The organism is Sphaerotilus sp. (genome assembly GCF_031429695.1).
GTDB lineage: Bacteria > Pseudomonadota > Gammaproteobacteria > Burkholderiales > Burkholderiaceae_C > Sphaerotilus.
In genome coordinates, this window is the sequence record NZ_JANPAB010000053.1 from 17366 (window position 1) to 36349 (window position 18984).

17 protein-coding genes are annotated in these 18984 nt (G+C 68.7%); 5 read left to right on the top strand and 12 right to left on the bottom strand.

Annotated features, from left to right (window positions below):
- Positions 1-111 precede the first annotated feature (111 nt).
- Genes RMP06_RS09060 through RMP06_RS09080 form a run of 5 tightly spaced genes read left to right on the top strand, consistent with a single transcriptional unit; the run spans position 112 to position 5318 of the window.
- The gene (locus tag RMP06_RS09060; RefSeq protein WP_310461449.1) at positions 112-1095 is read left to right on the top strand and encodes a Bug family tripartite tricarboxylate transporter substrate binding protein; all 984 of its coding nucleotides are present in this window, start codon (positions 112-114) and stop codon (positions 1093-1095) included.
- A gap of 20 nt (positions 1096-1115) precedes the next feature.
- A complete protein-coding gene (pdxA, locus tag RMP06_RS09065) occupies positions 1116-2123 on the top strand; it encodes a 4-hydroxythreonine-4-phosphate dehydrogenase PdxA (protein ID WP_310461450.1) in 1008 nt (335 codons plus the stop codon).
- Complete coding sequence (locus RMP06_RS09070; RefSeq protein ID WP_310461451.1) at positions 2120-3346, top strand: sialidase family protein; 1227 nt, start codon at positions 2120-2122, stop codon at positions 3344-3346. The genes pdxA and RMP06_RS09070 overlap by 4 nt, the downstream gene beginning before the upstream one ends.
- Positions 3343-4527 (top strand): iron-containing alcohol dehydrogenase, encoded by a 1185-nt coding sequence (locus RMP06_RS09075; RefSeq protein WP_310461452.1) that lies wholly within the window; start codon positions 3343-3345, stop codon positions 4525-4527. Before RMP06_RS09070 ends, RMP06_RS09075 begins: the two co-directional genes overlap by 4 nt.
- Before the next feature lie 11 nt (positions 4528-4538).
- Positions 4539-5318 carry an HpcH/HpaI aldolase family protein gene (locus RMP06_RS09080; protein ID WP_310461453.1) on the top strand — a complete coding sequence of 260 codons (780 nt, stop codon included), beginning with the start codon at positions 4539-4541 and terminating at the stop codon, positions 5316-5318.
- 19 nt (positions 5319-5337) lie between these two features.
- On the opposite strand, the gene RMP06_RS09085 is transcribed toward RMP06_RS09080, so the two are convergent.
- The 12 genes from RMP06_RS09085 to RMP06_RS09140 form a co-directional block, all read right to left on the bottom strand.
- Positions 5338-6951, bottom strand: coding sequence for a M14 family zinc carboxypeptidase (locus tag RMP06_RS09085; RefSeq protein WP_310461454.1), 1614 nt, complete (start codon positions 6949-6951; stop codon positions 5338-5340).
- An 89-nt stretch (positions 6952-7040) separates the two neighbouring features.
- Entirely contained in the window at positions 7041-7769 is a 729-nt protein-coding gene (locus RMP06_RS09090) for an alkaline phosphatase D family protein (protein ID WP_310461455.1), read from the bottom strand.
- Between the two features lie 213 nt (positions 7770-7982).
- The gene (locus RMP06_RS09095; RefSeq protein WP_310461456.1) at positions 7983-9326 is read right to left on the bottom strand and encodes a type II toxin-antitoxin system HipA family toxin; all 1344 of its coding nucleotides are present in this window, start codon (positions 9324-9326) and stop codon (positions 7983-7985) included.
- 22 nt (positions 9327-9348) lie between these two features.
- Positions 9349-9597 (bottom strand): helix-turn-helix domain-containing protein, encoded by a 249-nt coding sequence (locus RMP06_RS09100; RefSeq protein ID WP_310461457.1) that lies wholly within the window; start codon positions 9595-9597, stop codon positions 9349-9351.
- 261 nt (positions 9598-9858) lie between these two features.
- Complete coding sequence (xylB, locus tag RMP06_RS09105; RefSeq protein WP_310461458.1) at positions 9859-11328, bottom strand: xylulokinase; 1470 nt, start codon at positions 11326-11328, stop codon at positions 9859-9861.
- Positions 11319-12260 (bottom strand): AraC family transcriptional regulator, encoded by a 942-nt coding sequence (locus RMP06_RS09110; RefSeq protein ID WP_310461459.1) that lies wholly within the window; start codon positions 12258-12260, stop codon positions 11319-11321. The genes xylB and RMP06_RS09110 overlap by 10 nt, the downstream gene beginning before the upstream one ends.
- 10 nt (positions 12261-12270) lie before the next feature.
- On the bottom strand, positions 12271-13692 hold the full coding sequence (gene dalD / locus RMP06_RS09115; RefSeq protein WP_310461460.1) for a D-arabinitol 4-dehydrogenase: 1422 nt from the start codon (positions 13690-13692) through the stop codon (positions 12271-12273).
- A gap of 37 nt (positions 13693-13729) precedes the next feature.
- Positions 13730-14458 (bottom strand): SDR family oxidoreductase, encoded by a 729-nt coding sequence (locus tag RMP06_RS09120; RefSeq protein WP_310461461.1) that lies wholly within the window; start codon positions 14456-14458, stop codon positions 13730-13732.
- A gap of 15 nt (positions 14459-14473) precedes the next feature.
- Positions 14474-15505, bottom strand: a complete 1032-nt coding sequence (locus RMP06_RS09125; protein WP_310461462.1) for an ABC transporter ATP-binding protein — start codon at positions 15503-15505, stop codon at positions 14474-14476.
- 17 nt (positions 15506-15522) lie between these two features.
- Positions 15523-16353 (bottom strand): carbohydrate ABC transporter permease, encoded by an 831-nt coding sequence (locus tag RMP06_RS09130; RefSeq protein ID WP_310461463.1) that lies wholly within the window; start codon positions 16351-16353, stop codon positions 15523-15525.
- A gap of 5 nt (positions 16354-16358) precedes the next feature.
- Complete coding sequence (locus RMP06_RS09135) at positions 16359-17219, bottom strand: carbohydrate ABC transporter permease (protein ID WP_310461464.1); 861 nt, start codon at positions 17217-17219, stop codon at positions 16359-16361.
- A 154-nt stretch (positions 17220-17373) separates the two neighbouring features.
- Positions 17374-18693: an ABC transporter substrate-binding protein gene (locus RMP06_RS09140; RefSeq protein WP_310461465.1), complete on the bottom strand. Its 1320-nt coding sequence runs from the start codon at positions 18691-18693 to the stop codon at positions 17374-17376.
- Positions 18694-18984 lie beyond the last annotated feature (291 nt).

Sequence of the window (18984 nt, forward strand, 5' to 3'; positions counted from 1 at the left end):
GGATGGTAGGTCGGTGGAAGGTTTGAAGGAATGGTTGTGACACCTATTGAAGTTTTGTGGAAGTTTGTGCAGCATGTTGGAACCTTGAACCCCACAACGAGGAGACACACCATGACCGATCATCGTTCCACCCGCCGCGCCCTTTGCCTGGCAGCACTGGCCTGTGCCGTGACGCCGCTGACCGCCTTGGCGCAGGCGGCCTTCCCGTCCAGGCCGATCACCGTCGTCGTGCCCTATCCGCCCGGCGGCGCCAACGACATGCTCGGCCGCCTGATCGGCCAGAAGATGGGCGAGGCCCTGGGCACCCAGGTCATCGTGGACAACAAGCCCGGCGCAGCGGCACTGCTCGGCGCCAACGCCGTGGCCAAGGCCGCACCCGACGGCTACACCGTGCTGGTGGGCGGTCTGGCCACGCACGCTGCCAGCCCCAACCTGATCAAGGCCGACTACAACCCGCTGACGGATTTCGAGGCGATCGGCCTGATCGGCCAGGCGCCCATCGTCGCCACCGTCAACCCCGATTCGCCCTACAAGACGCTCAAGGACTTGGTGGACGCCGACAAGAAGAACCCCGGCTCGGTGATGTACGGCTCGTCGGGCAATGGCTCGCCGTTGCATCTGGCCGGCGAGATCTTCACCGAAATCACCGGCACCAAGATGACCCATGTCCCGTACAAGGGCGGCAGTGCGCACACGCTGGACCTGATCGGCGGGCGCCTGCACGTCATCTTCGACACCACCACGGCCGCGATGGGCCAGATCAAGGGCGGCAAGATCCGCGCGATCGCGATCGGCCTGCCGCAGCGCACGCCCGACCTGCCCGGCGTACCCACCTTCGCCGAAGCCGGCTTCCCGCAGTGGCAGTTCAGCGCCTGGTACGGCATGTTCGCGCCGGCCAAGACGCCCAAGGACGTGGTGGCCAAACTCTCGGGCGCGCTGCAGACCGCGCTGAAGAACCCCGAGGTGGTGGACAAGCTGCGTGGCGTGGGCGTGACCACCGCCAGTGGCGACGCCGCCGAACTCGCCAGGCTGGTGCCGATCGAGCATGCCCGCATCGCGCAGCTCATCAAGACCGCCAACATCAAGGCCGACTGACCCCAGAGGACACACACGACATGAGCACCCCCACCCGACTGGTCCTGACGATGGGCGACCCGGCCGGCATCGGCCCCGAGATCATCGCCAAGGCGGCGCGGCAGTTGCAGTCCGCCGTGCGGTCCGGCGAACTGGTGCTGACCGTCTGCGGCTGCGGCGACGCGCTGCGGCAGGCCGAGGCGCAGATGGGCCTGCCGCCTGACCCGACGCTGTACCAACTGGACGACCCCGGCCCGGTGGACGCGCCCTGGCAGACCGGCGAGGTCGGCGCGGCGGGCGGCGAGTGGGCGTACCGGGCGGTGGTGCGGGCGGTCGAACTCGTGCAGGCGGGCGAGGCGGATGCCATCGTCACCGGCCCGCTGTCGAAGGAGGCGCTGCACCTCGCCGGCCATGCGTTCGAAGGCCACACCGAGCTGCTCGCCCACCTGACCGGCCAGCGCGACGCCGTGATGATGCTGGCGCACGAGAACATGCGCGTCACCCACGTCACGACGCACTGCGCCCTGGCCAGCGTGCCGGGCCGGGTGACGCCGCAGCGGCTGGAGCGGGTGTTCGACGTGACGCTGGACGCGCTGCGCACGCTCGGGTTCGCGCAGCCGCGCGTGGCGGTCTGCGGCCTGAACCCGCACGCGGGCGAAAACGGCGTGCTGGGCAAGGAGGACGACGCCGTGATTGCACCCGTGATCCGCGCGTACCAGGCCCGCGGCGAGGCGATGAGCGGGCCGTGGCCGGGCGACACGGTGTTCATCAAGCTGCGCGCCGGCCAGTTCGACGCGGTGGTGGCGATGTTCCACGACCAGGGGCACATCCCGGTCAAGCTGCTCGGCTTCCACGTCGATCCGGCGACGGGGCAGTGGCAGGCGATCAGCGGCGTGAACATCACGCTCGGCCTGCCGATCCTGCGCACCTCGGTGGACCACGGCACGGCGTTCGACATCGCCGGCAAGGGCGTGGCGACCGCGGACAGCCTGATCGACGCGATCCGCTACGCGCAGCAGCTCATCGAGGGTCGAAAGGCACGGGCATGAACGCGCCGATCCACGGGCTGCACCCCGATCTGGTGCGTGCTGGCGCGGTGCTGGACCTGCCGGCGTCGGGCGTGCAGAGTCACGCGGCCAACCTCGCGACGCTGCCGGACGGGGGCCTTGGCTGCGTCTGGTTCGGCGGCACGCAGGAGGGGCTGTCGGACATCTGCGTGTGGTTCTCGCGGCTGGCCCTCGGTGCAGGTACATGGTGGAGCACACCCGAGCGGCTGAGCTTCGACGAGGCCCGCTCCGAGCAGAACCCGATCCTGTTCGACGCCACTGGCACCCCGGACGGCCGCCTCTGGCTGATCCACACCGCACAGCGCGCCGGTCACCAGGACACGGCCGTCGTGCGCTGCCGCACGTCAAAGGACGGCGGCCGGACGTGGGACGCGCCGCGTGACCTGCTGCCCGGCAGCGGGCTGTTCGTGCGCCAGCCGCCGGTGGTGCGGCGCGACGGGGCGTGGCTGCTGCCGGTGTTCCGCTGCCGCGCCTTGCCCGGGCTGCGCTGGAGCGGTGACGACGACGACAGCGTGCTCTACCTCAGCCACGACCAGGGCCGGACGTGGGAGACCCGCGCCGTGCCGGACAGCCAGGGCTGCGTCCACATGAACGTCGTGGCGGGCAGCCAAAGCCAGGACAACCCGGACCACCTGCTCGCCTTCTACCGCAGCCGCTGGGCTGACCGCGTGTACCGCAGCGCGTCGCACGACGGCGGCGAGACCTGGAGCGCACCGCAGCCCACTTTGGTGCCGAACAACAACTCGTCGATCCAGGTGATCCGGCTGGCGTCCGGTCGGCTGGCGATGGTGTGCAACCCGGTCGGCGCCGAACACGCGCAGGAGCGCCGCGTGTCGCTGTATGACGAGATCGAGTCCGAGGACGATGCCGTGAATCCGCTGCCCGAGGCTGGTGCCGGGACGACCGGCCACCGCCTCGCGTTCTGGGGCACGCCGCGTGCGCCGATGGCGCTGATGCTGTCCGATGACGACGGGCAGACGTGGCCGATGCGCCGCGACCTGGAGACGGGCGACGGCTACTGCATGACCAACAACTCGGCCGAGCAGCGCAACCGCGAGCTGTCCTACCCCTCGATCCACCAGCGCGCCGACGGTCGCCTCCACGTCGCCTACACGCACCACCGCCAGCACATCCGCCATGTGCAGTGCGACGAAACCTGGGTGGCGACGCTGCCCGCCGATGCGAACCTGCCTTCCTCGACATGACCGCCATCGCCTCTTCTCTCACCACTCTCCCGGCCGTGCTGCACCAGGCCGGCCGCGTCGTCGCCGGGGCCGGCTGCCTGTTGCAACTGCCCGAGCTGATCGCGCAGTGGCGCCCGCAGCGGCTGCTGCTGGTGCTGGGCCGCCACGTCACGCAAGACCCTGGCCTGCTGGCCGTGCGTGAGGCGCTGGAAACGGCGGGCACAGCCGTCGTCGCGCTTGACCCGGTGCCGCCCGAACCTGTGGTGGCCGATGTCGAAGCCGCGTTGGCGGCGGCACAGTCGGCAGGCCCGATCGACCTCGTGGTCGGCGTGGGCGGCGGCAGTGCCATCGACGTGGCCAAGGCGCTGGCGGTGCTGCTGGCGCATCCGGTTGCCGTGCGGGCGCTGCTGACCGGCACGCCGGTGCCCGGTCGCGGCCTGCCGACGGTGATGGTGCCGACCACCGCCGGCACCGGCGCCGAGGCCACGCCGAACTCGATCCTCCTGGTCCCCGAGGACGCGCTGAAGATCGGCATCGTCAGCCCGCACCTGCTGCCGGATCTGGTGCTGCTCGACCCGCTGCTGACGCGCACGCTGCCGCCGATGGTGACGGCGCACACCGGCATCGACGCGCTGTGCCACGCCATCGAGTGCTACACCTCGAAGAAGCAGAACGTCTTCAGCGACCTCTACGCCCTGGAGGCCATCCGCCTGATCAGCCGCAGCCTGCGCCGCGCCTTCGCCGACGGGCAGGACGTGGCGGCGCGGCAGGACATGCTGCTGGGTTCGTACTACGGCGGCGTCTGCATCGCCACGTCCAGCACCACCGCCGTCCACGCGCTGGCCTATCCGCTCGGCGGGCGCTACCGGGTGCCGCACGGGCTGTCGAACGCGATGCTGCTGCCGGCCGTGATGGCCTTCAACCGCATCGGCAGCGAGGCGCGTTTCGCCGCGATGGCACGGGCGATGGACCTGCCGGTGCAAGGCCTGTCCGACTTGGACGCGGCCGATGCCTTCGTGCAGGCGCTGGCGCAGCTCAACGCCGACCTCGGCATCACCACCCGCCTGCGCGACCTCGGCGTGACCGAGGACGACCTCGACGCGCTGGTGGCCGGCGCCGCCAAGGTCACCCGCCTGCTGAACAACAACCCGCGCCCGATGGGCCGCGACGACATGCGCGCGCTCTACGCCGCCGTGCTCTGAGGAGACATTCCATGCACCAGATCACCCACACCCTGCCCGACAACACCTTCAAGCGCGCCCTGGTGGCCGGCGAGCGGCTGCTCGGGCTGTGGGTCAACTTCGCCCATGCGCCGATCGTCGAAGTGCTGGCCGGCTCGGGCTTCGACTGGCTGCTGCTCGACATGGAGCACACGCCCAGCGACCTGCATGTCATCGGCGAGCAACTGCTCGCGCTGCGCAGCACGCCGGTGGCGCCGATCGTGCGGGTGCCGATCCACGACATGGCCTGGATCAAGCGCGTGCTCGACGCTGGCGCACCGAATCTGATGGTGCCCAACATCCGCAGCGTCGAGGAAGCCCGCGAGGTGGTCTCGTGGACCCGCTTCGCGCCGGACGGCCAGCGCGGTGTCGCCAGCAGCACCCGCGCCGGCGGCTGGCTGCGGCGCAAGGACTTCCTGGCGCGGGCCAACGACGAGATCGGCGTGATCGTGCAGATCGAGTCCCGCGAGGCGCTGGACGCACTGGCGGACATCTGCGCCGTGCCGGGCATCGACGCCGTGTTCATCGGCCCGTCGGACCTCGCCGCCAGCCTCGGCCACCGGGGCAACGCTGGCCATCCCGAGGTGCAGGCCGCCATCGCGCAGGCCATCGACACGGGGCGCGCCGCTGGCAAGGCGGTGGGCATCCTGGCGGCCGATGGCAAGGCGGAGCACTACATCGCCCGGGGCGCGACGCTGGTGGGCGTGGGGACGGATCTGCACCTGCTGATCGCGGGGGCGGATGCGCTGGCGGAGAAGTGGCGCTCGGCCTGAGCGCGTTGTTGCCAGCCGCCTAGGGTCGGGCGGGTGACGCCATCGCACCCGCTGGTGGCGCCTGGAGGACGCGCCAGAGACGTGCCGGGTCGAGCAGCCGATTGGCCGCGAAGCTGTTCTGCGAATCGGGTTCGAGCGCCGCGGCGATCAGCGCACCCATCGGCTGGTCCAGGCCGACGTACCAGGCGCCGGGCGCGGCCACCTTCTGCTCGGGTTCGAGCGCCACGTCGAGCAGACGGATGGCCCCGCCTTCACCATCGTCGATGGCTCCGCGCGCGTCCTGTCGCCGGCCGCCCGACTCTTCCAGCACGCGGTAGCCCTCGACGGACCAGCGCGCCGCCTGATCGATCGGCTGCATCCGCACGCCCAGCAGCCGCAGCCGCTCCAGCGCCTCGGTCTGCTCGGCGGCGATCAGGTAGCCGCAGGGCCGGGCGCGGCGGCGCTGCACGTCCAGCGGCTCGGCCGCGCGCCAGTCCACCTCGATCGCCTTGTCGGCCCCGGTGACCGCATCGACGAAGACCATCCGCTGGCGCGTCGTGCTGTGGCGCGCCGACACGACCAGCTCGCCCCGACAGGCCAGCGCGCCGGTATCCGCCCCCGCCGTGCGCACGAGCTGCACCAGCGCGCCGCCTTGCTCGGCCGCCGTCTCGACGACGGTCAGGCCGGCGATCACGGCCGTGTGGACCCGCCGGAGCAGGTGCGCACGGCCCAGCCCCACGCCCCGCACCTCGATCAGCAGGCTGATCGCCGGGCGCAAGCCACTGGTGTTGCGCCCCGTGTCCGCCTGCACGCCGCCCATCGAGACCACTGGGTCACGCGGGTCCGGCGAGGTCGTGTGGTAGGCGAAGCTGTTCAGGCCGGCGCGTGTCCACGCGGCGGTGATGCGATCGACGTGGTCGCGCTGGGCAGTCGCGGCGATCTGCGGGTCCAGGTTGCCGACGGTCGCGGGCTGCACCAGTGCGTCGTACTGCTGCATCACGCCGAACTTGTCCACCCAGCGACCCGCCACGGTGAACTCATGCAGATCTAGCACCACCTGCGGCGCGTACTTCAGCGTGGCCGCGGCGATCGCCCGCGCCTCCGGTGTCCGCAGCAGCAGGTGGTCGCGGTTCACGTCGATGCCGTTGGCGGTGGCGCGGGCGAAGCGTTCGGCGCCGTCGGCGTTGCCGCGTGGCACGACCAGCACGTTCACGCGGGACAACAGCGCCGCCCTCGGCCCGGCCAATTGCTGCACCAGCGCGAGCGCAGCCTCCCCGCTGGCCGGCTCGTTGCCATGCTGCTGGGCGATGACCATTACCGTCGGCAGTGCCGGGTCGGGTCGTCCACGCGCAGTCAGCACGGCGAGCGGCACTGGCAGTCCCTTCTGCGAGTGGCCGATGGTCTCGATCTGCACACGGCCGCCAGAAGTCCTGGCCGTCTCGTCCAGGAAGGCCAGCACCTCGGCGTGCGAAGCGAAATCCGTACGGTCCGAGCGCAGGCTTGGCGTCGGGTACGACACGGCGGGGTCGGGAAAGCGCGCCGCGACTGCGGAGGGCTCGCGCAAGACCTTGGCCGGGTCGAACTGCGCATGCACCAGACCCGCCATGCCGAGCAGGCACAGCGCTGCGCAGCGCAGGTGATGGATGGACTTCATGGCGACTCCTCACGTCTGGTGGCACAGGGTGTGTCTTGCACTGTGCCACGACCCGCGCGCCATCGGTCGTCCACGCACGCACGCCAGGGTCAGACCACCACCTTCCGGTTCCCCACCCCCGGCAGCACCCGCAGCGCCTTGTCCGACACCACCGTGTACGTCCGCGACGCCACCGTGCTGACGTACACCCAGTCGGCACGGCACTCGACCGGCGGCTTTCTGGACGATCGCCGCGTAGCCCGAGACGCTGACGCCCGAGCCCGGCACCAGCGCGTCCAGCAGGATCGGCGCCGGGAGGTGAAGGCGGCGGCGTTCAAGCCGGTGGCGGTGAGGAAGTTGGCGTAGTCGAGCTGCTGGTCGCGGGCGAGCACGCGGGGGTCGAGCATGTGCATCGACAGCCGGTCCGCGCCGCTGCGCACGGGCAGCCACTCGTGCCACGCCTGCACGGCGGCGGCGCGGCGGGTGGTGAAGGCGCCTTCGGTGGCGGCGGTGTGGTTGTCGGCCCCTGCGCGCCAGGTGTCGTTGGCAATCTCGTGGTCGTCCCACACCGCGATCATCGCCACCGAGGCGTGCAGAACCTGCAGGTCGGCGTCGGTGCGGACCTGGGCGTGGCGCTGGCGGTAGTCGGCCAGGGTCAGCAGCTCGGTCGCCGGCAGGACGAGGCGGCCGAGTGCGGCGGCCTGTTCGTTGGCGTAGCCGTCGCGGCCATATTCGTAGAGGTAGTCGCCGAGGTGCAGCACCGCGTCCAGGTCTTCGCGCTGCGCAGCGGCGGCGTAGACGTTGAAGTAACCCGCCCCGTAATGCGCGCAGGAGAACACCGCCAGCCGCACCTGCCCGACCGCGCCGACCGGCAGCGTGCGGGCGCGGCCGACGGGCGAGACCTGCGTGCCGACCTTGAAGCGGTACCAATAGCGCGTGGCGGGCTGCAGGCCGGTGGCGTCGATCTTGACGGTCCAGTCGTGGGTGGCGTCGGTGGGTGGCGTGACGGTCGGTAACGGGGCATCAGCAGCGAGGCGGTGCGTGAGGGCGGCTCACCGTGCCGGCATCCGTCGTAGCGCCGCCGCCGTCCGCACCAGCCCCTGCGTCACCGATTCGAACACGCGCGCCGAAAACCCGATCGGCAGTCGCGCACCGACCCGATCGACCACGTCAGCGGTCGCTGCCAGCACCCGCTCGATCACGGCCTCGGCATCGCGCCCGTGCCCGCAGTGCTGCGCCATCGCGTTGAAGTGCCGCCGCTGCACCTCCTTGAAATGGTAGTGCCGGCGCTTGCCCACCACCGCCATCGCCAGCCGGGCCTTGTGCCACGACCACTGGTTCGGCCCCGCGCCTTCGACGGGCCAGATTGACATCACGTCGTACAGCGGCGCCAGCCGGTAGCGCCCGCCGGGCAGCAGGTGCAGGCTGAAGTTCTTGGCGTGGCCGTCCGGCGCGGCGAGCAGCCAGAACAGGAGCTGCGCCGTGAGCAGCGTCTCGATGTCGCGTGCGGACTCGTCGGACTGGCGCAGGATCTGCGCGAGGTCGCGCACGCCGGGGCCACCATCTGATTCGTATTTCAGGTGTGGCGACAAGCCCAGCGCCTGACAGAAATCCTCCTGCGGCAGCCGCAGCCACCATTGCCCAGACGGGTGCAGGCGCCGGTCGAACCGCTCGACGCTCAGCACCCGCCGTGTCCCGAAGGTCAGGATCTCGCACGAAGGCACCGGCAGGCCGTACTCGCGCAGCAGGTTCAGGCACAGCCATTCGTTCTCGACCGAGGACGACAGATCCACCCGGCTGTTGCCCACCAGCCCGAGCGGGAGTTTCAGGATGTGGGTGGTCGGCGTGGCGCCGTGCGGGCGCAGCCACTGGCCGTCGTGCCGGAGCAGCGCGGTCTTTTCCTGTGCGCCCGCGAGCGACAGTCGGAAGTCGTCTTCGTCGGCGTCGTGCATCCTCAAGGCGGCAGGCGCCACGACACGGCTCAGGTACTGCTCGACCGCCGCGTCATCCAGGACCGTGCCCTCGATCCGGTCGAAGCCGGTCGGGGTGTCGTCTTCGGGCAGCAACTGCACCGCGCCGACACAATCGCGCCCAATCGCTTGCAGCAGATCGAACGCACCGATCGACGCCGTTCTGAACTTGCTTGCCAGACGCTTGCGGATCTCGTCGCTGTCGGGCAGCAGGTTCTCGAAGTAGTGGCCGACCTGCTCGCCGGCATGCGGTGCGTCATCCGCCCGGAACGGCAGGGACAGCGAGAGCGGCCGACCTTGGGGCGAGGCCATCCAGGCCGCGTCGTAGCGGAGTTCCATCGGGCCGTTCGCCGGCAGGCGCCAGGTGCCCACCCGCTCGCCATTGGACCAGATCGACAGTGCCTGGGATTGGGATCGGCGGGCCATGCGTCACCTCACCTCGGCCTGCTCACCACTCGGCCGGGGTCGCCGGCTCATCCGTCCCGCGCACCTGCAAGGTCAGGTCCAGCCCGAGGCTCCCGCACAGCGCCAGCAGTTGCTCGACCGTCATCGACCCCGGGTTCTGCTCCAGCTTCGACAGCCGCGACTGGCTCAGGTTGATCCGCACGGCCAGTTCGGTCTGCGACCAGCCGGCGCGCTTGCGGGCCGATTGCAGCAACTGGCCGATCTGGTAGGTGGTGCGCAGGAGGTGCTTCATGGGGGCATCTTATTCTTGATTGGAATAAAATGGGTTTATTCCGAATGGGAATATTCAGTGTCCTGTACGACCTTCGAGCAGGGCGAGTGCTGCGTCGATACCCACGGAAAATGGCTCAAAAGCCCCCGAGATCACCGCATATGCTGCAGTTTTTCAACTTACGGAACATGCCAGATGACATTCGATGCAATCAAACTTGGCGAGCAGTGGGTGCCTTGTGAGTTCATCCCATGACGGTGAGGTGGTTCGGAGCACGGCGCGTCAAGCCGCAGGAAACAAGCCCTCGACCGCCCGATACAGCGCCCTGAACCGCGCATACCGGCCCGCCAGCACCTCCGCCTCCCCCGCATCCGGCGCAAACGTCGCCGCCACCTCCGGCGCCCGGCAGACCTCGTCCACCGCCCCGCCATCCGCGAGCCAAGCCAGCCGCGCCGCCCCCAGCGCCCCGCCGGCCTCACCACCGTGCCGCGTCACCATCGGTACCCCGATCGCGCTCGCCAGCAGTTGCGCCCACAGCGCGCTGCGCGCCCCGCCGCCGACCAGCGACAGGCTCGCCACCTCGCCCGGCTGCACACCCAGGCTGTGCCACCCGTCCAGCAGCCCGAAGGTCACGCCCTCGACCACCGCGTAGCCCAACGCCGCCGCGTCGTGGTCGTTGGTCAAGCCGAAGAAGCAGCCCTGCGCGTGCGGGTTGTTGTGTGGTGTGCGCTCGCCGTTGAGGTAGGGCAGGAACAGCGGGGCGCGTTCGCGCTGCTGCGGCGTCAGTTGTGCGACCTGTTCGAGCAGCGCCGCCTCGCTTGCCGCGCCGACGAGGTGCGTGACCCAGCGCAGGCCGTTGGCGGCGCTGAGCATCACGCTCATCTGGTGCCAGGTGCCGGGCAGCGCGTGGCAGAAGGCGTGCATCGCGCTGGCCGGGTTCGGGCGGAAGCGGTCGCTGGTCAGGAAGATCACGCCCGACGTGCCCAGCGAGACAAAGCCCTCGCCCGGCCGCACCGCGCCGATGCCGACCGCGCTCGCCGCGTTGTCGCCGCCGCCGCCCGCGATGACCACGCCCGCCGGCAAGCCCCAGCGCTCGGCCAACTCCGCCTTGAGCACCCCCGACACCTCGCTGCCCTCGACCAGCCGTGGCATCTGCGCTTCGCTCATCCCACACGCGGCGAGCACTTCGGGCGACCAGCGCCGCGCCGCGACATCGAGCCACAGCGTCCCCGCCGCGTCGCTCATCTCGCCGACGCGCTCGCCGGTCAGCATGAAGCGCAGCCAGTCCTTGGGCAGCAGCACGGTCGCCGTGCGGGCGAACAGGTCCGGCTCATGCTTGCGGACCCACAGCAGCTTCGGCGCCGTGAACCCCGGCATCGCCAGATTGCCGGCGATGGCGTGCAGCCGCGGACACGCCGCCTCCAGCTCCGCACACTCCGCCCCGCTGCGCCCGTCGTTCCACAGGATCGCCGGCCGCAGCACCTCACCGGCCGCATCCATCAGCACCGCCCCGTGCATCTGCCCGGACAGCCCGATCGCACGCACCTGCGCCAGCGCCGCCCCGTGCTCGGCCTTCAGCCGCTGCATCGCCCGCTCCGTCGCCGCCCACCACTCGCCGGGCGACTGCTCGCTCCACAGCGGCTGCGGGCGCTGCACGGTCAGCGGCTCGCCGACGACGGCGTGGATCTGGTGCTGCGCGTCGAGCAGCAGGAACTTGACTTCGGACGTGCCGAGATCGATGCCTAGGTACATGCGGTGGTTCCGAAGCGGTTGTCCGCCTGCTTGCGGAACTCGCTCGGCGTCATGCCCTTGATTTCCAGGAAGCGGCGGTTGAAGTTGGCGACGTTGTTGAAGCCGACTTCGTAGCAGATGTGGGTGATCAGCCGGTCGGACTCCATCAGCAACTGGCAGGCGCGGTTGATGCGCACGCGGTTGACGAAGTCGGTGAAGGTATTGCCGGTCGCACGCCGGAAGAAGCGGCTGAAGCGGCTCTCGCTCATGCCGAGTTCGACGGCGATGTCGGCCGCCGAGAAGGGCTGCGAGAGGTTGTCGGTGATGCGGCTGACCACGGCGTCGATCTGGTCGAGCGAGTCGTCGTCGTCGATGCTCTGCATCTGCACGTTCGACAGCAGCCGGTAGTCGGTGCTGGCCGAGAGGTCGCACAGGAAGTCGCAGAACGCCGTGAAGCGCCGCAGCCCGCGGCCCGCCTTGACGCGGTGCCAGTGCTGCCGGGCGCTTTCGCCCATGCCGAAGAATTCGATGCCATGGCGCGCCCGCTCCAGCAGCGGCAGCACCTCGGCCAGCTCGGGGATCGTCGCCGCCGAGCGGGTCAGCGGCTCGTGGTGGAACTGGATCACGAGGTCACGCTCGGCCACGCCGCCTTCGGGCAGGTCCATCGACAGCCAGTTGTGCGGCAGGCGCGGCCCGGTCAGCACGAGGTGGCCGGGCTGGAACTGGCCGATCCAGTCGCCGACGAACACCTTGCCCGAGGTGCTGGTGATCAGGTGCAGCTCGTACTCGTCGTGGTAGTGCCAGCGCGCCAGCGGCGTCGGGAAACCGTGCGCCAGACAGCGGATGAACCCGGCCTCCCCCGGCGCCTCGTAGCCCAGGTCGGGCGAGCGGGCGTAGTCGTGCTCCAGCTCGGGCTTGATCTGGCGGGGGACGGTGCGGGGCTTGGCGGGCATGGCCCTGAGCTTAATCGGTGGGGTGTCCTGCGCTTGCGGTGTGGTCGGCCACGAAGCGCGCGACCCGCTCGCTGGCCCCGCGCACCGCCGCGACCAGCCGCGCATCGCCCGCCAGATCGCCCCACAGCGGCCGGTCGGCGCAGAAAGCCGCGACCGGGTCCGCCGCGTCGCAGACCGCGTGCGCCACCGCCGGGTCCATCGCCTGGTCCTGGTAGGTGTACGGAATCTGCCCGGCGTGCCAGCGCTGCAGGTAGGCCAGGAACAGCGCCGGCAGCACCGCCACGCTGTCGATGGTCTCGCCGCGGGCCAGCCGCTCGCGGATCGTCGGCGCGATGAAGCCGGGGATCTTGCTGAAGCCGTCCATCGCCACGCGCTGGTTGGTGTCGCGGATGGCGGGGTTGCCGAAGCGGTCGAGCACCACGTCGCGGTAGGTCGGCAGGTGGATCGGACAAGGGTGTTCGGGCGTGTCGAGCACCGGGATGGTGTCGTCGGTGACGTAGTCGAAAGCGAACTTGCGGATCGCCGGGTCGTGTGTGCCCTCGTGGATGTAGAGGTAACCGACCAGCGTGCCGGCCCAGGCGATGCAGGAGTGCGTCGCGTTGAGCAGGCGGATCTTGGCTTCCTCGTACGCATCCACCGACTGCACCATCTCGACGCCGACGGTCTCCCACGCGGGGCGGCCGGCGATGAAACGGTCCTCGATGACCCACTGGATGAAGCTCTCGCCCATCAGCGCAGCCGGGTCGTCCACGCCAGTCGCCGCCAGCACGCGCTCGCGCACATCGGGGGTCGGACGCGGTGTGATGCGGTCCACCATCGCGTTCGGGCTGGTGGTGTTGGCCTGCACCCAGTCGAGCAGCGCGGTGTCGCCGACGAGTTCGATGAACTGCAGCAGGCCACCCCGCGAGCGGTCGCCGTTGTGGCGCAGGTTGTCGCAGTTGAGCAGCGTCACCGCGCCCGCGCCGCTGACCATGCGCGCCCGCAGGATCGCGGTCAGCGCGCCGTAGATCGTCGAGCCGGGATGACCGGCACGCGCCGCGTCGAGATCGGCACGCAAGTCAGCGAAGGTGGCGAGGTCGAGGCGGTTCTGCGCATCGAGGTAGTAGCCGGCCTCGGTAACGGTGAAGGAGATGATCTTCGTGTCGGCGCTGGCGCCTTGCGCGACCAGACCGGCGAGGTCGGGCGTGTACGGAATGACCTGGCGGATCGAGGTGACACGCTCGTAGCGGTGTTCGCCCGCCGGGGAGATCGTCTCCAGCGTGTAGGCGCCGCCCTGGGCTTGCAGCGCGGCGATCGTCTCGGCCATGTCGGGGCGGGTGTTGCCGCCAGCGAGTTGCCACGCGGTGTCGCCGGTCTTGATCAGCTCGTGCAGGTAGACGGCCAGGTGGGCGCGGTGGAACGAACCCAGGCCGAGGTGCAGGATGACGTTCATGGTGGGCGTCGTGTCGGTGAAGGTTGTACGGGGAAGGTCAGAGATCGAAGTTGCTGGGCATCATCACGACATCGCGGATCGTCATGCCACGCGGCCGGGTCAGCATGAAGGTGATGACCTCGCCGACCTCGGCCGGATCCAGCAGGCTGCCGGACGCCCGCGCCTCGGCGAGCTTGTCGGCCGGCCAGTCGGCGAGCAGGCCCGTCATCACCGGCCCCGGCGAGATGGCGCCGACGCGGATGCCGTGCTTGAACACCTGCCGGCGCGTCGTCTGCACGAAGCAGTCGATTGCCCACTTCGACGAGGCGTAGACGGGCTCCCACGGCGTCGGGTAATGGGCGGCCAGCGAGCTGGTGACGAGGATGTCGCCCGAGCCGCGTTCGATCATGTGCGGCAGCGCGTCGCGGACGTTTTTCATCACGACGTTGATGTTCAGGTGCAGCATCCGGTCGATGGCGTCGGTGTCCGCGTCCACCAGATCGCCGCCGACGTACAGGCCCGCGTTGGCGTGCAGGATGTCGAGCCGGCCAGCGAGTGCGAGCACCCGCGGCACCAGCGTCTTGCACTGCGCCGGGTCCAGCAGGTCGAGCTGCAGCGGGATGGCCGCATCGCCATGCCGCGCCTGCATCGCCGCGAGTCCAGCCGCGTCACGGTCGATCAGCACGACCCGCGCACCGCCGGCCAGCATGGCCTCGGCACTCGCCCGGCCGATGCCCGAGGCCGATCCCGTGACGGCGGCGACTTTGCCCTGGAATGGTTGGTTCATGTGGTGTTCCCCGGCTCAGACCATGCGGGCGGCACGGCCCTGCGCGTCGAAACGGTGCGCGTTGGCGGATTCGATGAAGATGCCGACGCGGTCGCCGTTGCGCAGCGACGAGCGCGTGGCCTGCCGTGCGACCAGTTGCGCGCCGCTGTCGGTCGCCACGTAGATCAGCGTCTCGGCGCCGAGCGACTCGACCAGCTCGACCGTGCCCGGCAGGCCACCGGCCGCCGCCTGCGCCGCCGGCTGCAGCGTCACATCCTCCGGCCGCAGCCCAAGGAACCCACCGGCCGGCACGCCCAGCACACCCGGCACATGCTTGTCTTCGACCACGTTCATCTGCGGCGAGCCGATGAACTGCGCAACGAACTGGTTCGCCGGCTTGTCGTACAGCTCCAGCGGCGTGCCGACCTGCTCGATCAGGCCATCGCGCAGCACGACGATGCGGTCGGCCAGCGTCATGGCTTCCACCTGGTCGTGCGTGACGTAGATCGTGGTCGCGCCGAGGTCGCGGTGCAGCTTGGCGATCTCGACCCGCGTCTGGCCGCGCAGCGCAGCGTCGAGGTTGGACAGCGGTTCGTCGAACAGGAACACCTTCGGCGCCCGCACGATGGCACGGCCGATCGCCACGCGCTGCCGCTGTCCACCCGACAGCGCCTTGGGCGTGCGGTCGAGGTAATCCGTCAGATTGAGGATCTTCGCGGCGCGGTCCACCTTCTCGCGGATCACCTTGGGATCGACGCCCGCAAGCTTCAGCGCGAAGCTCATGTTCTCGTACACGCTCATGTGCGGGTAGAGCGCGTAGCTCTGGAACACCATGGCGAGGTCACGCTGACTCGACGGCAGGTGCGTGATGTCCTTGCCATCGAGCAGCAGCTTGCCGCCGTCGATGTGTTCGAGCCCGGCGATCAGGCGCAGCAGCGTCGATTTGCCGCAGCCCGACGGGCCGACGAAGACGACGAACTCGCCTTGCTGGATCGTCAGGTCGATGCCCTTGATGGCGCGGTGTTCACCGAAGAATTTCTCGATACCTTGGAGCTGGAGGTAGGCCATGGGATGTCTCTTGTCTCTTACTTGACGGCGCCGAAGGTCAGACCCTGCACCAGTTGCTTCTGGCTGAACCAGCCGAACACGACGATGGGCGCGATCGCCATCAGCGAAGCGGCAGACAGCTTGGCCCAGAACAGCCCTTCCGGACTCGAATAGCTGGCAATCAGCGCGGCGAGCGTGCCGGCCTTGGCTGCACTGAGCGTGAGGCTCCAGAACGCCTCGTTCCAGCTCAGCACCAGGCACAGCAGCCCGGTCGAGGCCAGCCCGCCCAGCGACAGCGGCAGCAGCACCTGGCGGAACTCCTGCCACAGGGTCGCGCCGTCCATGCGGGCGGCTTCGAGGATCTCGGGCGGAATGTCCTTGTAGCCCGAGTACAGCATCCACACCATGATCGGCAGGTTGCTCAGCGTGAAGATGATGATCAGGCCGAGCTGCGTGTCGAGCAGGCCCGACCACTGTGCCAGCACGTAGATCGGCATCAGCGCGCCCACCGCCGGCATCATCTTCGTGGACAGCATCCACATCAGCACGTCCTTGGTGTGCGGCCCCTTGAAGAAGGCCATCGAATACGCCGCCGGAGCCGCCAGCAGCAGGCCCAGCAGCGTCGAGACCACGCTGGTGACGAGCGAGTTCGTCGCGTAGAGCAGGTAATCGCTGCGCTCCTGCACCTCGTGGAAGTTCTCCAGCGTGGGCGTGAAGAACAGCAGCGGCGGCACGGAGATCGCCTGCAGCTCGGTCTTGAACGCCGTCAGCACCAGCCAGCCGAGCGGGAAGAACAGGATCAGCGTCACCAGCCAGGCGACGAGGGTGCGCGCCGCCAGGGCGGGCGTGAAAGTGGAGGGTCGTGCCATGGTGTTTACTTGTCCAGGTTCTTGCCGACCATGCGGATCAGGAACACCGCCGCGATGTTGGCCAGCACCACCGCGAACAGCGCCCCGGCCGAGGCCACGCCAGCATCGAAATTCAGCAGTGCCTGCTTGAAGATCAGGAAGGCCAGGTTGGTGCTGGCGTCACCGGGGCCGCCACCCGTGGTCGTGTAGATCTCGGCGAACACGCTCAGCAGGAAGATCATCTCGATCATCACCACCACCGCGACAGAGCGGCCGAGGTGCGGCAGGTACAGATAACGCAGTTGCTGCAGGTAGGTGGCGCCGTCCATGCGCGAGGCTTCGAGCTGGTCGCGGTCCATGCTCTGCAGCGAGGTGATGAAGATCAGCGTGGCGAACGGCAACCACTGCCACGCCACCATGATGATCACGCTCAGCAGCGGAAAGTCGGTCAGCCAGTCCACGGGCTGCGCGCCGAAGAAGATCCAGACCTGGGCGAGCACGCCGTAGATCGGGTTCATCATCATGTGCTTCCACAGCAGCGCGTTCACCGTCGGCATGACGAAGAAGGGGCTGATCAGCAGGATGCGCACCAGGCCGCGACCGGGGAAGGGATCGTCGATCAGCAGCGCGATGCCAATGCCCATCAGCACGGTGATGAGGATGACGCTGCCCAGCAGGAGCAGCGTGTTGACCACCGAGGTCGCGAACGACGGGTCGGTGATGAAGTATTCGAAGTTTTCGAGTCCGATGAAGCCAACGTTCTCGGGCTGCATCAGGTTGTAGCGGATGACGCTGAAGTACAGCGTCATGACCAGCGGCACGATCATCCACAGGAAGAGCGTGACCACCGCGGGCGCCATCAGGGCGCGGGGCAGGAATCGGTTCATCGGGGTCACCATGAAGGGCTGGGCCCATCGGGCGGGTCGGGGTGGCCCCTTCCCGCCCGATCGGCTTCGCCCCACCTCACCACAGGGAGTCGGGCATGTCCGGTGGTCACCGACCGCCGGACATGGATCTCGGATCAGATCACTTCAGATCAGGTCACTTGTAGTAACCGGCCTTCTTCATCTCGCGCTCGGCGGCGTTCTGGCTGGCCTTCAGCGCCGCGTCGATCGAGGTCTTGCCGGCCAGGGCCGCGCTCATCTGCTGACCGACGGCAATGCCGATCGCCTGGAACTCGGGGATCGCGGCGAACTGCACGCCCACGTACGGCGACTTCGGCAGCGTCGAGTCGTTCGGGTTGGCGCTGTCGATGGCGGCCTTCTCGGCATTGGCGAAGACGGCGGCCTTCTGGAACTCGGCGTTGGCGTAGGTGCTCTTGCGGGTGCCGGTCGGGACGTGCGCCCAGCCGTTGGTCTTGGCCACCAGCTCGATGTACTCCTTCGAGGTCGCCCAGCTCACGAACTTCTGCGCTGCGTCCTGCTTCTTGGTGCCCGACGGAACCGCCAGTGCCCACGCCCACAGCCAGTTGGCGCCCTTCGGGGTGACCATCGTCGGGGCCTGTGCAAACGCCACCTTGTCAGCGACCTTGGACTGCTTCGGGTCGGTGATGAAGGACGCGGCGATCGTCGCGTCGATCCACATGCCGCACTTGCCTTCGTTGTACAGCGCCAGGATTTCGTTGAAGCTGTTGGCCGACGATCCCGGAGGGCCGTAGTTCTTCAGCAGATCGACGTAGAACGTGATCGCGTCCTTCCAGGGCTTGCTGGTGAGCTGCGGCTTCCAGTTCATGTCGAACCACTGGCCACCGGAGGTGTTCACCAGCGTGGTCAGGAAGGCCATGTTGTCGCCCCAGCCCGGCTTGCCGCGCAGGCAGATGCCGTACACGCCGTTCTTCGGGTCGTGGATCTTGGAGGCCAGCGTCTTGATGTCGGCCCAGGTCGGGTTGGCCGCGACGGTGATGCCAGCCTTGTCGGCCAGATCCTTGCGGTACATCAGCATCGAGCTTTCGCCGTAGAACGGGGCGGCATACATCTTGCCGCCGACCGACAGGCCGTTGCGCATGGCCGGCAGGATGTCGTCGGCGTCATAGGCGGCGTCGGTCTTGAGTTCCTGCAGCCAGCCCTTCTTGCCCCAGATCGGGGTTTCGTACATGCCGATCGTCATCACGTCGAACTGGCCGCCCTTGGTGGCGATGTCCGTCGTCACGCGCTGGCGCAGCACGCCTTCTTCCAGCGTGACCCACTTGACCTTGATGTCAGGGTTGGCGGTCTCGAAATGCTTGGTCAGCTTCTGCATTTCGATCATGTGACCGTTGTTGACGGTGGCGACGACGAGTTCGGTCGCGGCCTGGGCCATCGTTGTCAGGCCGGCGGCGAGACCGAATGCCAGGGCCAGGGATGCTTTGAGCGTCAGCTTCATGGGGTGTCTCCTCTTGGGGGTGGAACAAGGAACCGATCGAACAGACTGAGCCAATCGACAAGTGCAACGATAGGCGTGGCGTGATGCGGGTCTCGATACTGCCGCTCCAGCTTCATGTACTGCATTGCATTGAGTTCTCAGTGTTTTCCATGATCAGCGACAGCAAAGTACAGCTTTGTACTTTCTTGCAGGGGTTACATGCAAGACAGGATCACGCCGGCAGGGCGGTCATGGGGTGGTTGGCGGGCCCAAATTACTGTATAAACAAACAGTATTTCGCATTGGAACCCC

What these genes read in the sequence shown, in the direction of transcription:
- RMP06_RS09110 (WP_310461459.1), bottom strand. Translation starts at nt 12,260, where the DNA reads ATGCCCGCCAAGCCCCGCACCGTCCCCCGCCAGATCAAGCCCGAGCTG.
- RMP06_RS09130 (WP_310461463.1), bottom strand. Translation starts at nt 16,353, where the DNA reads ATGGCACGACCCTCCACTTTCACGCCCGCCCTGGCGGCGCGCACCCTC.
- xylB (WP_310461458.1), bottom strand. Translation starts at nt 11,328, where the DNA reads ATGTACCTAGGCATCGATCTCGGCACGTCCGAAGTCAAGTTCCTGCTG.
- RMP06_RS09085 (WP_310461454.1), bottom strand. Translation starts at nt 6,951, where the DNA reads ATGAAGTCCATCCATCACCTGCGCTGCGCAGCGCTGTGCCTGCTCGGC.
- RMP06_RS09125 (WP_310461462.1), bottom strand. Translation starts at nt 15,505, where the DNA reads ATGGCCTACCTCCAGCTCCAAGGTATCGAGAAATTCTTCGGTGAACAC.
- RMP06_RS09140 (WP_310461465.1), bottom strand. Translation starts at nt 18,693, where the DNA reads ATGAAGCTGACGCTCAAAGCATCCCTGGCCCTGGCATTCGGTCTCGCC.
- RMP06_RS09080 (WP_310461453.1), top strand. Translation starts at nt 4,539, where the DNA reads ATGCACCAGATCACCCACACCCTGCCCGACAACACCTTCAAGCGCGCC.
- RMP06_RS09060 (WP_310461449.1), top strand. Translation starts at nt 112, where the DNA reads ATGACCGATCATCGTTCCACCCGCCGCGCCCTTTGCCTGGCAGCACTG.
- dalD (WP_310461460.1), bottom strand. Translation starts at nt 13,692, where the DNA reads ATGAACGTCATCCTGCACCTCGGCCTGGGTTCGTTCCACCGCGCCCAC.
- RMP06_RS09100 (WP_310461457.1), bottom strand. Translation starts at nt 9,597, where the DNA reads ATGAAGCACCTCCTGCGCACCACCTACCAGATCGGCCAGTTGCTGCAA.
- RMP06_RS09120 (WP_310461461.1), bottom strand. Translation starts at nt 14,458, where the DNA reads ATGAACCAACCATTCCAGGGCAAAGTCGCCGCCGTCACGGGATCGGCC.
- RMP06_RS09095 (WP_310461456.1), bottom strand. Translation starts at nt 9,326, where the DNA reads ATGGCCCGCCGATCCCAATCCCAGGCACTGTCGATCTGGTCCAATGGC.
- RMP06_RS09075 (WP_310461452.1), top strand. Translation starts at nt 3,343, where the DNA reads ATGACCGCCATCGCCTCTTCTCTCACCACTCTCCCGGCCGTGCTGCAC.
- RMP06_RS09135 (WP_310461464.1), bottom strand. Translation starts at nt 17,219, where the DNA reads ATGAACCGATTCCTGCCCCGCGCCCTGATGGCGCCCGCGGTGGTCACG.
- pdxA (WP_310461450.1), top strand. Translation starts at nt 1,116, where the DNA reads ATGAGCACCCCCACCCGACTGGTCCTGACGATGGGCGACCCGGCCGGC.
- RMP06_RS09070 (WP_310461451.1), top strand. Translation starts at nt 2,120, where the DNA reads ATGAACGCGCCGATCCACGGGCTGCACCCCGATCTGGTGCGTGCTGGC.